Genomic DNA, 12512 nt, shown 5'->3' with positions numbered 1-12512 from the left:
TTCGTCCCGGCTTCACCCCCACGAGCCGGCCCCGTCCCGCACCCCAGGAGGCCTGGTGTCCGTTCTCCTCGAGCAGCCCGCAAGCCTGGTCGCCTACCGCCCGAACAAGCCGACCGCCATGGTGGTCGTGGCCGACCCGCGCGTCCGCTCCACCGTCACCCGCCACCTGTGGGCGCTCGGTGTGCGCGACGTCATCGAGGCCTCGTCCATCGCGGAGGCTCGTCCCCGCATCGGCAACCCCCGCGACATCTGTGTCGCCGACGTCCACCTGCCGGATGGCTCCGGCCTCACCCTGCTGTCGGAGACCCGCGCCGCGGGCTGGCCCAACGGGCTCGCCCTCTCCGCCGCCGACGACATCGGCGCCGTGCGCAACGCACTCGCCGGCGGGGTGAAGGGTTACGTCGTCACCGGCACCCGTACCAACGTCGGGCTCCCCACCCGGCCGGGCGCCGCCCCCATCGGCGCCGCCGCCGCGCGACTGCACCGCCGCCCCCCGGGCGCCCCGAGCCACCCGGGCGGCTATCGCGAACTGTCCGGCCGCGAGGTCGAGGTGCTGCGGCTCGTCGCGGAAGGCCAGTCGAACAAGGCGATCGGCGTCTCGATGGGCCTGTCCGCCCTGACCGTCAAGAGCCACCTCGCCCGTATCGCCCGCAAGCTCGGCACGGGCGACCGGGCCGGCATGGTCGCGGTGGCGCTGCGGACCGGGATCATCCACTGACCGACTCCCGCACGACCCTCAGTGATCATTCCTTCACGTGAACGGGACGGGACCCCGCTCCCGTTCCCAACACTCACGGTTCGTGAACCCGCCGCTTCCCCCGACATGACTGGTTTGCGACCCTCGGGCGCCCGTCGACGGAACGTTCCGTCGGCGGGCGCTGTCCATACATGGATACCCTTGACAGGTGACCGACGCCCACGACACCGCAGCAGACAGCTCACTGCGAACCACCGGAGGCGCTCCTCCGGACGACGGCGGATCTTCTGCTGAGGAGGCGCCGATCCCTTTGCTGGAACCGCGTGAGGGCATTCCGCCCGTCATCGCGGACGAGACCGCCCTGGCCCGGATGATCGCCGCCTTCGAGGCGGGGTCCGGGCCCGTCGCCGTCGACGCCGAGCGCGCGTCCGGTTACCGCTACGGGCAACGCGCCTACCTCGTGCAGTTGCGCCGCGAGGGCGCCGGAACGGCCCTGATCGACCCCGTGGCCTGCCCCGACCTGTCCGCCCTCGGTGATGCCCTGTCCGGCGTCGAGTGGGTGCTGCACGCCGCCACCCAGGACCTGCCCTGCCTGCGCGAGATAGGCATGGTGCCGACACGGCTGTTCGACACGGAGCTGGCCGGACGGCTCGCCGGGTTCCCCCGGGTCGGCCTCGGCGCGATGGTCGAGAGCGTGCTGGGCTTCGTCCTGGAGAAGGGGCACTCCGCCGTCGACTGGTCGACCCGGCCGCTGCCCGAGCCCTGGCTGCGCTACGCGGCGCTGGACGTCGAGCTCCTCGTCGACCTGCGCGACGCGCTGGAGAAGGAGCTGGACCGGCAGGGCAAGCTGGAGTGGGCCCGCCAGGAGTTCGACGCGATCGCCTCGGCTCCCCCGCCCGAGCCCCGCAAGGACCCGTGGCGGCGTACGTCCGGCATGCACAAGGTGCGCCGGCGGCGGCAGCTGGCCGTCGTACGGGAGCTGTGGCAGACCCGGGACCGGATCGCGCAGCGGCGGGACGTCTCGCCCGGCAAGGTGCTCGGGGACGCGGCGATCGTGGAGGCCGCGCTGGCGCTTCCGGCCAATGTGCACGCGCTGGCCGCGCTGAACGGTTTCGGGCACCGCGTGGGCAAGCGGCAGCTGGAGCAGTGGCAGGCGGCGGTGGACCGGGCGAAGGGGCTGAGCGAGGCGCAGTTGCCGCAGCCGGGGCAGGCGGTGACCGGGCCGCCGCCGCCGCGTGCCTGGGCCGACAAGGACCCCGCGGCCGCGGCGCGGTTGTCCGCGGCCCGGGCGGGGATCTCGGCGGTGGCCGAGCAGCTCGGCATGCCGCAGGAGAATCTGATCACGCCGGACACGGTGCGGCGGGTGTGCTGGGAGCCGCCGGCGGTGGTGGACACCCAGTCGGTGGCGGCCGCGCTGGCAGGGCATGGTGCGCGGCCGTGGCAGGTGGAGCAGGTGGCGCCGGTGCTGGTGGAGGCGCTGTCCGCGAAGGAGGCCTGACCGAAGGGCCGGCTACTTCGTGGCCCCCCGGGTGAAACCGTTGTAGATGAACCGCTGGAGGAACAGGAAGACGGCCAGAGTGGGGACGATGACCAGGATCGCTCCCGCCGAGATCGTCTCCCAGTGGGCGCCGAAGGGGCCCTTGAAGCGGAACAGCGACGTCGAGATCACGCCAAGATCTTCGGAGGGCATGTAGAGGAAGGGGATGTAGAAGTCGTTGTAGACGGTGATCCCCTTCACGATCACGACCGTCGCGATCGCCGGTTTCAGCAGCGGGAAGATGACCTTGCGGTAGACCGTGAAGGCGTTGGCGCCGTCGATGCGGGCCGACTCGTCCAGGGAGACCGGGATCGAGCGGACGAACTGCAGGAAGATGTAGATCGAGACGATGTCCGTGCCCATGTAGAGGGCGATCGGCGCCCAGAGACTGTCGAACATGCCGAAGCTGTTGACGATCTGGAAGGTGGCCACCTGGGTGGTCACGCCGGGGACCAGCGCGGCGACCAGGAACAGGGCCAGCACCGACGTGCGGAAGCGGAACCGGAACCGGTCGATGGCGTAGGCCGTCATCGAGCCGATGAGGACCGTGCCGCCGATGGCGACGACCAGGATGATCGCCGTGTTGGCGAAGGCCGAGAGCATCCGCCCGTCCTGGAACGCCGTCACGTAGTTGTCGAAGTGGAACGGGTCGCCGGGGAACTCGAGCGCTCCGCTGCCGTCGGCCATCTCCTTCTCCGACTTGAGGGAGGTCAGGAGCACGGCGGCCAGCGGGAGCAGGACCACCGCGGTCGCGGCGATCAGCGACAGGTACATGAGGACGCGGGTCACCGCGCGGCGCGTCATACGAGGTCCACCTTGTCGTCGGGGGCGAGGCGCCGCTGCACCCAGGTCACCGCCAGGACGATCAGCAGCAGCACGACCGCGGCCGCCGAGGCGAGCCCCGTCTTGTTGAACTGGAACGCCAGCTTCACGGTCTGGATGACGAACGTCTCGGTGCCGGTCGCGCCGCCGGTCATGATGTACGGGATCTCGAAGACCGACAGGGAGCCCGAGATCGACAGGATCACGGTGAGGGACAGGACCGGCTTGATGCCCGGCGCGATGATGTAGCGGAACTGGTGCCAGCGGTTCGCGCCGTCCAGTTCGGCCGCCTCGTACAACTCCCCCGGGATCGACTGGATCGCCCCCAGGAAGAGGACGAAGTTCAGGCCGAGGTAGCGCCAGACCGAGACGGCGGCGAGGGAGGTGTTCGCCGACGTCGGGGTGGAGAGCCAGGCGCGGTCGGTCTCCACGCCCAACAGGCTCAGCACCGAGTCGAGGGTGCCGCCGTCCTGGAAGAAGTAGAGGAAGACGAAGCCGATCGCCACGCCGTTGATCAGGTACGGGAAGAACAGCACGCCCTTGAAGAAGTTCCGGAAGCGGACGTTGAAGCTGAGGATCGTGGCGAAGTAGAGCGCGGCCACGATCTGGAACACCGACGCCGCCAGGTAGTAGCCGCTGACCCAGAAGACCTCGAACAGCTCGGAGCGGGTGAAGAGTTCGGCGTAGTTCTCGGTGCCCGTGTAGTGCAGCTCGGGGCTCACCCCGTCCCAGTCGGTGAAGCTGTACGCGACCATGTTGGCGATCGGCGCGTAGGTGAAGACGATCAGGAGGCCGAGCGGGGCGAGCAGGAAGAGCCAGGGGGTGGCCCCGCGCCACAGGAGTGCCGGGCGCGGGGCGGGAGCCGGGGTGGGGGCGGCGGCCGCCCCCGCGGCGGCCTTCACGGCCGCCGTTTCGGTCGTGCCCGTCATCAGTACCCCAGCGACTTCTGGGTCTCGGTCCACTTCTCACCGAGGCCGTCCAGGTAGTCGTCCGGGTCGCCCTTCCTCGCGCCGCGGGCCATGTCGACGAGTTCCTGGCGGTAGTCGGGCTTGTTGATGCCGACCTCGGACTGGTTCTCGATGGTCTTCACCTCGGCGCCCTTGCGGTCGTCGAGTTCGAGGAGCTTGACGCCCGCCTCCTCGTACGGCTTCAGGACACCGGGCAGCGGGGCGTCCTTGAGCGGGGACAGCGCCAGGTTGTCCTGCGCGTAGCCGGACTTCTCGGTGAACCAGTCGATCCAGGCCCGGGCGGCTTCCTTGTGCTCGGAGTGGATGTTGACGGCCTGGTTGTAGTCGGGCGACGTCACCGCGCAGAAGGTGCCGTCCTTCTGGGCGGGGAAGGGCATGAACCCGATGTCGTCCGGGTCGGCGCCGGCCTGCCTCGCCGCGCCCTGCATCTGGATGACCGCCCAGGAGCCGAGCCACATGGTGGCGATCTCGCCCTTGGCCAGCTTGGGCTTGGACGCCTCCCAGTTGGTGGTCGTCGGGTCCTTCTCGATGAGCCCCTCGTGCACGATGTCGTACAGCAGCGTGTCCGCCACCCGCAGATCGGCGCCCTCGGCCCAGGGGTTGCCCTCGGCCAGTCTGGTGGTGGCCTGCTCGTCGCAGCTGACCGAGCCGTTGACCCCCGTCCACTGGCTGAGCGGCCACTTGTCCTTGAAGTTGGTGTAGTAGGGGATGGCGTCGGTCTTCGACTTGACCGCCTTGAGGCCGGCGAGGAACTCGGCCGGTGTCGTGGGCCAGTCGGTGATCCCGGCCTCGCTCCACACCTTCTTGTTGTAGATGAACCCGGGGAGCGCGCCGAGCGGGCTCTGGCCGTAGGCCTTGCCGCCGACGGCGGTGAAGTCGGTGAAGCGGTACTTCTTGCTCCGCTCCTCCTGGCTGCCCAACGAGGCGAAGAACCTGGGGTAGTCCTTCTTCTGGATCACCGCGGGGATCATGAGGACGTCGCCGTAGTTCTCCGTGTTCATACGGATCTTGACTTCGCCCTCGTAGTCGGTGATGCCGTCGAACTCGACCTTCACCTTCGGGTACGTCTTGTTGAACTCGGCGGCGTACTTCTTCATCGTCCCGTCCTGCACGAGGTCGGTCCGGTGGGTGAGGACGGTGATGGTTCCGTCGACCTTGGCGGGATCGTCGGGCGCCTCGGCGTCGGCGCCCTTCGAGGAGCCACCGGTGCCGGTGCAGCCGGAGGCCAGCAGGGCGGCGCCCACTGCGAGGGCGAGGAAGGTACGGCGGTTCATGTGCGTCAGCTCCGTTCGCGGAGGGGAACTCGGGACGGACGAGCACGTGCGGTATGGCTGGTTCGGAACTCTGGCAGTGCGCGCTCAACCGGTAAAGTCCCAATCCCGCCAACGATGTGAAACCGTCACACGACTCTTCACTGAACCGGTTAAGGGAGTGCGCATGCTGGAGGCGACACCGCTCGGCGAGGAATGGATCCTGCGGCACGACTCGGACACGCTGCCGGCCGCCGTGCCCGGGTGCGTGCACACCGACCTGATGGCGGCCGGGGTCATCCCGGACCCGTTCCTCGGCCGGAACGAGACCGAGGTGGCGTGGGTGGGGCGCCGGGAGTGGACGTACGAGCGGGAGATCGGCGGCTCGTGGGGGCAGGAGCAGACCGACCTCGTCTTCGACGGGCTCGACACCGTCGCCGAGATCTCCCTGGACGGGCGGCTGCTGGGGAAGGTGCGCAACATGCACCGCTCGTACCGGTTCGACGTGACGGGCCTGTCCGGGCGGCTGTCCGTGCGGTTCGTCTCCGCCTACGCCGAGGCGGAGGCCATGCGGGGCCGGGTGGGCGAGCGGCCCGCCGCCTACGCCGAGCCGTACCAGTACCTGCGCAAGATGGCCTGCTCCTTCGGCTGGGACTGGGGGCCGACCCTGGTGACGGCCGGGATCTGGCGGCCGGTGCGCCTGGAGCACTGGTCGACGGCCCGGATCGCCCGGGTCCGCCCGCTGGTCACGGTCGAGGAGGGCGCGGGCGTCGTCGAGCTGGCCGTCGAGGTCGAGCGGACCCGGGTCGAGGCACCGCTCGCCGTGGAGGCGACCGTCGCGGGGGTGCGGGCGCGGGCCGAGATCGAGGGGGCCGGCGGGGTCGTACGGCTGCGGGTGCCGGACGCGGAGCTGTGGTGGCCGCGCGGGTACGGAGAACAGCCGCTGTACGACGTCGAATTGAGACTGCTGCACGGCGACGACGCCCTGGACGTGTGGCGGCGGCGGATCGGCTTCCGGACCGTGGAGCTGGACCGGCGGCCCGACGCGCACGGCACCGGCTTCACCCTCGTCGTCAACGGCGAGCGGCTCTTCGCGCGGGGCGTCAACTGGATCCCCGACGACGTCTTCCCGTCCCGGATCACCCGCGAGCGCTACCGGGAGCGGCTGGAGCAGGCGGCCGGCGCGGGCGTGGACCTCGTACGGATCTGGGGCGGCGGGATCTACGAGAGCGAGGACTTCTACGACGCCTGCGACGAGCTCGGCCTGCTGGTCTGGCAGGACTTCCCGTTCGCCTGCGCGGCCTACCCGGAGGAGCAGCCGCTGCGCGGCGAGGTGGAGGCCGAGGCGCGGGAGAACGTCGTACGGCTGATGCCGCATCCCTCGCTCGTGCTGTGGAACGGCAACAACGAGAACCTGTGGGGCTTCCGGGACTGGGAGTGGGAGCCCCGGCTGGCCGGGGACTCCTGGGGTGAGGGCTACTACCTGGGCGTCCTGCCGCGCGTGGTGGCCGAGTTGGACCCGACCCGGCCGTACACGGCGGGGAGCCCCTGGTCCGGGTCCTGGCGGCACCACCCGAACGACCCGGCGCACGGCACCCACCACTCGTGGGAGGTGTGGAACCGGGAGGACTACGCGGACTACCGGCTGAGCGTGCCGCGGTTCGTCGCCGAGTTCGGCTGGCAGGCACCACCCGCGTACGCCACGCTGCGCCGGGCCCTGCCCGGGGAGGAGCTCGCGCCGGACTCCCCCGGCATGCTGCACCACCAGAAGGCCGACGACGGCAACGGCAAGCTGGAGCGGGGGCTCGAGCGGCATTTCGCCGTGCCGGACGGGGACTTCGACCGGTGGCACTACCTCACGCAGCTCAATCAGGCGCGGGCGGTCGCGGCCGGGATCGAGCACTGGCGTGCGCACTGGCCGGTGTGCGCGGGCACGATCGTCTGGCAGCTCAACGACTGCTGGCCGGTGACGTCCTGGGCGGCGATCGACGGGGACGGCCGGGAGAAGCCGCTGTACCACGAGCTGAAGCGGCTGTACGCGGACCGGTTGCTGACGGTTCAGGGGGCGGCGGGCGGCAGGCTGGTGCTGGCCGCCGTCAATCAGGCGGCGCGGGACTGGACGAGCCCGCTGACCTTGCGGCGGATGTCCGTCGAGGGTGAGGTGCTGGGGCAGGCGGACGTGGAACTGGCGGCGGGGGCGAGGACCGTGGCGCGGGTCGAGGTGCCGCGCGAGCTGACGCCCGTCGGGCCGAAGGAGTTCCTCGTCGCCGACGCGTGGGGGTCCCCCCGCTCGGGCGAAGCCGAGAGTGTGGGAGGGCTGCGGGCGCTGCACTTCCCGGTGCCCGACCGCGACGTCGCCTACCCCGCCCCGCGGTTCGAGGTCGCGCCGGCCCCGGCCGGGATCACGGTGACGGCCCGCACCCTGGTCCGGGATCTGCTGCTCCAGGCCGACCGGCTGGAGCCGGGGGCGCGGGCCGACAAGGGGCTGGTCACACTGCTGCCGGGAGAAGAGGTGACCATCGGGGTGCGCGGCTGGAAGACTCCGGACGCGAAGACCGCCCGTTCGGCCCTGTACTGCGTGGAGCCCACCCGATGACGGCAACGCCGACCCCTCGCGTCACCATCAAGGACGTCGCCGCGCGCGCCGGTGTGTCCAAGGGTGCCGTGTCCCTCGCGTTCAACCACAAGCCGGGGCTGTCGGAGGCCACCCGGGACCGGATCTTCCTCGCGGCGCGGGAACTGGGCTGGTCGCCGAGCCTCACGGCGCGGACGCTGGCCGGATCGCGGGTGGACGTGGTGGGGCTGGCCGTGTGCCGGCCGGCGCGGGTGCTGGGGCTCGAGCCCTGGTACATGGAGTTCGTCTCCGGCGTGCAGAGCGTGCTGGCCGAGCACTCCAGCTCGCTGCTGCTGAGGCTCGTACGGAACATCGACGAGGAGGTGGGCGTCCAGGAGGCGTGGTGGCGGGGGCGGCAGATCGGTGGGTCGATCCTCGTCGACTTCCGCGCGGACGATCCGCGGGTGGCCATGACGGAGCGGCTCGGGATGCCGGTGGTCGCCGTCGGGCATCCCATCCTGACCGGGGGGCTCACATCGGTGTGGACGGACGACGCCACGGCCGTGACGGAGGCGGTGCGCTATCTGGCCGCCCTCGGGCACCGGCGGATCGCCCGGGTGGGCGGGGCGGCGGACCTCGGTCACACGACGATCCGGACGGCGGCGTTCGACGAGGCGGCGGGAGCCCTGGCGCTGGCCGGGGCGTGGCAGGTCGCGACGGACTTCTCGGGAGACGCGGGGGCGCGGGCGACACGCTCGCTGCTGACCGCGTCGTCGGCCGACCGGCCGACCGCGATCGTGTACGACAACGACATCATGGCGGTGGCGGGGCTGTCGGTGGCGGCGGAGATGGGGCTGCGGGTGCCGGAGGACGTGTCGCTGCTGGCCTGGGACGACTCGCAGCTGTGCCGGCTGACGCACCCGACCCTGTCGGCGATGAGTCATGACGTGCACGGTTTTGGAGCGGACGTGGCCAGGACCTTGTTCTCGGTGATCACCGGGGGTGAGGGCGGGTCCCATGCTGTCCCCACACCGGTGCTGACGCCTCGGGGATCCACAGCGCCGCCTCGGTAGGGGCCGTACGAGGGAGTGGGTGTCGTGGGTTGCTCGCACCCACGCGGCGGAGCCGCATATCGACACGGCCCCGCGCCCCTGACAGCGGGGGCGCCGCGCCAACCGGAGATGTGACCTTCACCGCTCCCCCCGCCAGGACTGTGCAGCTACGTTACTCATAAGTAGCATGGGTCCTGAGCGCGCGCTCAGCGCATCGCAGCAGCAATGCAGATCCTGACCCTGGAGGAGAGCCATCGTGCCTCGTACCGTCAGGGACGTCGTCTTCGTCGACGGCGTCCGCACCCCGTTCGGCAAGGCGGGCCCGAAGGGCATCTACCACGAGACCCGTGCCGACGACCTCGTCGTGAAGGCGATCCGGGAGCTGCTGCGCCGCAACCCCGGACTCGACCCCAAGAAGATCGACGAGGTCGCCATCGCCGCGACCACGCAGATCGGTGACCAGGGCCTGACCATCGGCCGCACCGCCGGGATCCTCGCCGGTCTGCCGCAGTCCGTCCCGGGCTACTCCATCGACCGCATGTGCGCCGGCGCCCTGACGGCCGTCACCGCGGTCGCCGGTTCCGTTGCCTTCGGCGCCTACGACATCGCCATCGCGGGCGGTGTCGAGCACATGGGCCGCCACCCGATGGGCGAGGGCGTGGACCCGAACCCGCGGTTCGTCTCCGAGAAGCTGGTCGACGAGTCGGCTCTCTTCATGGGCATGACCGCGGAGAACCTGCACGACCGCTACCCGCAGATCACCAAGCAGCGCGCCGACGAGTACGCCGTGCGCTCCCAGGAGAAGGCCGCCAAGGCGTACGCCAACGGCAAGATCCAGGCCGACCTGGTGCCGATCTCGGTACGCCGCACCTCCCCCGAGGCCGGTGAGACGGGCTGGGGCCTGGTCACCGCCGACGAGCCGATGCGCCCGGGCACGACTCTGGAGAACCTCTCCGGCCTGAAGACCCCGTTCCGTGTGCACGGCCGGGTCACCGCCGGCAACGCGGCCGGTCTGAACGACGGCGCCACCGCCTCGCTCATCGCCTCCGAGGACTTCGCGCGGGAGCACGACCTCCCCGTCAAGATGCGCCTGGTCTCCTACTCCTTCGTGGGCGTCGAGCCGGAGGTCATGGGCTACGGCCCGATCCCGGCGACGGAGAAGGCGCTGGCCCAGGCGGGCCTGTCCATCTCCGACATCGGCCTGTTCGAGATCAACGAGGCCTTCGCCGTCCAGGTCCTGGCCTTCCTCGACCACTACGGCATCGCCGACGACGACGAGCGCGTCAACCAGTACGGCGGCGCCATCGCCTTCGGCCACCCGCTGGCCTCCTCCGGCGTCCGCCTGATGACGCAGCTGGCCCGCCAGTTCGAGGAGCAGCCGCACGTCCGCTACGGCCTGACGACCATGTGCGTCGGCTTCGGCATGGGCGCGACGGTCATCTGGGAGAACCCGCACTTCGAGGGGGACAAGTGAGCACCACCGCCGAGCTTCTCAAGCAGGCTTCCGAGCTGTTCCCGGACGAGGTCGTCACGAGTGCGCACGTACGCCACTTCGACCTGCCCCTGGGCGCCGGCCGCTTCGCGCTGATCACGCTGGACAACGGCCACGACCACACCAAGCCGACCACCTTCGGCCCGGCCTCGCTGGCGAACCTGAACGCCGCGATCGACCAGGTCGAGAAGGAGGCGGCGGACGGCGAGATCATCGGCGTCGGCATCACCGGCAAGCCGTTCATCTTCGCGGTCGGCGCCGACCTCAAGGGCGTGGAGATCCTCAAGGAGTACGAGCACGCGCTCGCCATCGGCAAGGGCGGCCACGAGGTCTTCAAGCGGCTGTCGAAGCTGGCCGTGCCGACCTTCGCGTACTACAACGGCGCCGCGATGGGCGGCGGTGTCGAGGTCGGTCTGCACTGCACCTACCGCACCGTCTCCGCGGCCCTCCCGGCGTTCTCCCTGCCCGAGGTCTTCCTCGGCCTGGTGCCCGGCTGGGGCGGCTGCACGCTGCTGCCGAACCTGATCGGCCCCGAGAAGGCCGTCTCGGTGATCATCGAGAACAGCCTCAACCAGAACAAGCAGCTCAAGGGCAAGCAGGTCTACGACCTCGGGATCGCCGACGCGATCTTCGAGGGCGCCGACTTCCTGGAGCAGTCGCTGATCTGGACCGCGGCCGTCCTCAAGGGCGAGCTGGAGATCGAGCGCCCTGTGATCGACCGCGGCGAGGCCTGGGACCAGGCCGTCGCCAAGGGCCGTTTCATCGCGGACTCCAAGGTGCACGGCGCCGCCCCGGCCGCCTACCGCGCCCTGGACATCATCGCCGCCGCCAAGAACGGCGACCTCCAGCAGGGCTACGACGCCGAGGACAAGGCACTCGCCGACCTCATCATGGGCGGCGAACTGCGCTCCGGCATCTACGCCTTCAACCTGGTGCAGAAGCGCGGCAAGCGCCCCGCCGGTGCCCCGGACAAGTCCCTGGCCCGCCCGGTCACCAAGGTCGGTGTCGTCGGCGCCGGTCTGATGGCCTCCCAGCTCGCGCTGCTGTTCCTGCGCCGCCTGGAGGTGCCGGTCGTGCTGACCGACATCGACCAGGAGCGCGTCGACAAGGGTGTGGGCTACGTCCACGCCGAGATCGACAAGCTGCTCGGCAAGGGCCGTGTCAACCAGGACAAGGCCAACCGCCTCAAGGCGCTGGTGTCCGGTGTCCTGGACAAGGCCGAGGGCTTCGCGGACGCCGACTTCATCATCGAAGCGGTCTTCGAGGAGATCGGCGTCAAGCAGCAGGTGTTCGCGGAGGTCGAGGCGGTCGCCCCGGCGCACGCGATCCTGGCCACCAACACCTCCTCGCTGTCGGTGTCGGAGATGGCGTCGAAGCTTAAGCACCCCGAGCGGGTCGTCGGCTTCCACTTCTTCAACCCGGTCGCGGTCCTCCCGCTGCTGGAGATCGTGCGCGGCGAGAAGACCGACGACGCCTCCCTGGCCACGGCGTTCGGTGTCGCCAAGAAGCTGAAGAAGACCGCGGTCCTCACCAAGGACGCCCCGGCGTTCGTCGTGAACCGCATCCTGACCCGCTTCATGGGCGAGATCCAGAACATCATCGACGAGGGCACGCCGGTCGAGGTCGCAGAGAAGGGCATCGAGCCGCTCGGTCTGCCGATGTCGCCGCTGGTCCTGCTGGAGCTGGTCGGCCCGGCGATCGGCCTGCACGTCTCCGAGACGCTCAACAGGGCGTTCCCGGACCGCTTCACGGTCTCCCCGAACCTCAAGGCGGTCGTCGAGGCGGGCAAGCGCGGCTTCTACGTCTACGACAGCGGCAAGCCGGAGCTCGACCCCGAGGTCGCCGCGCTGCTGAAGCAGGGCGACAGCGTCCTGACGGAGGAGCAGGTCCGGGAGCGCGTCCTGGACGCGGTGGCGCAGGAGATCGGCATCATGATCGACGAGGGCGTCGTCGCCGAGGCGCAGGACATCGACCTGTGCCTCATCACGGGCGCCGGCTGGCCCTTCCACCTGGGCGGCATCACGCCGTACCTGGACCGCGAGGGTGTCTCCGAGCGCGTGAACGGCAAGAGGTTCCTGGCCCAGGGCGTCGCGAGCGTCCCGGCGTAACACGCAACCTCTGAGGGGGGTGGGGCGTGCGG

Annotated in this window: 9 protein-coding genes; 6 read left to right on the top strand and 3 right to left on the bottom strand. The window is 70.4% G+C overall.

The annotated features are described in order from the left end of the window. The first annotated feature begins 55 nt into the window (after window positions 1-55). A complete protein-coding gene (locus CEB94_RS31105) occupies window positions 56-718 on the top strand; it encodes a response regulator transcription factor (RefSeq protein WP_003993737.1) in 663 nt (220 codons plus the stop codon). Between the two features lie 187 nt (window positions 719-905). Then, a complete protein-coding gene (locus CEB94_RS31100) occupies window positions 906-2195 on the top strand; it encodes a ribonuclease D (RefSeq protein WP_175435328.1) in 1290 nt (429 codons plus the stop codon). Between the two features lie 12 nt (window positions 2196-2207). On the opposite strand, the gene CEB94_RS31095 is transcribed toward CEB94_RS31100, so the two are convergent. The 3 genes from CEB94_RS31095 to CEB94_RS31085 are packed head-to-tail and all read right to left on the bottom strand — an operon-like array spanning window position 2208 to window position 5298. Then, entirely contained in the window at window positions 2208-3038 is an 831-nt protein-coding gene (locus tag CEB94_RS31095; RefSeq protein ID WP_175435327.1) for a carbohydrate ABC transporter permease, read from the bottom strand. Continuing rightward, complete coding sequence (locus tag CEB94_RS31090; protein WP_175435326.1) at window positions 3035-3985, bottom strand: carbohydrate ABC transporter permease; 951 nt, start codon at window positions 3983-3985, stop codon at window positions 3035-3037. Before CEB94_RS31090 ends, CEB94_RS31095 begins: the two co-directional genes overlap by 4 nt. Beyond that, window positions 3985-5298 carry an ABC transporter substrate-binding protein gene (locus tag CEB94_RS31085; protein ID WP_175435325.1) on the bottom strand — a complete coding sequence of 438 codons (1314 nt, stop codon included), beginning with the start codon at window positions 5296-5298 and terminating at the stop codon, window positions 3985-3987. The genes CEB94_RS31090 and CEB94_RS31085 overlap by 1 nt, the downstream gene beginning before the upstream one ends. Window positions 5299-5461: 163 nt before the next feature. Here CEB94_RS31085 and CEB94_RS31080 point away from each other — a divergent pair, with 163 nt between their 5' ends. The 4 genes from CEB94_RS31080 (at window position 5462) to CEB94_RS31065 (ending at window position 12480) form a co-directional block, all read left to right on the top strand. Further along, window positions 5462-7870, top strand: coding sequence for a glycoside hydrolase family 2 protein (locus tag CEB94_RS31080; protein WP_175435324.1), 2409 nt, complete (start codon window positions 5462-5464; stop codon window positions 7868-7870). Then, window positions 7867-8901, top strand: coding sequence for a LacI family DNA-binding transcriptional regulator (locus CEB94_RS31075; RefSeq protein ID WP_175435323.1), 1035 nt, complete (start codon window positions 7867-7869; stop codon window positions 8899-8901). Before CEB94_RS31080 ends, CEB94_RS31075 begins: the two co-directional genes overlap by 4 nt. Window positions 8902-9136: 235 nt before the next feature. Next, window positions 9137-10354: a thiolase family protein gene (locus CEB94_RS31070; protein ID WP_175435322.1), complete on the top strand. Its 1218-nt coding sequence runs from the start codon at window positions 9137-9139 to the stop codon at window positions 10352-10354. Continuing rightward, complete coding sequence (locus CEB94_RS31065; RefSeq protein ID WP_175435321.1) at window positions 10351-12480, top strand: 3-hydroxyacyl-CoA dehydrogenase NAD-binding domain-containing protein; 2130 nt, start codon at window positions 10351-10353, stop codon at window positions 12478-12480. Before CEB94_RS31070 ends, CEB94_RS31065 begins: the two co-directional genes overlap by 4 nt. Window positions 12481-12512 lie beyond the last annotated feature (32 nt).

This window comes from Streptomyces hawaiiensis, from assembly GCF_004803895.1.
GTDB lineage: Bacteria > Actinomycetota > Actinomycetes > Streptomycetales > Streptomycetaceae > Streptomyces > Streptomyces hawaiiensis.
The sequence above is the reverse complement of the archived record's forward strand: the minus strand, read 5'-3'. Positions and strand labels throughout refer to the sequence as shown.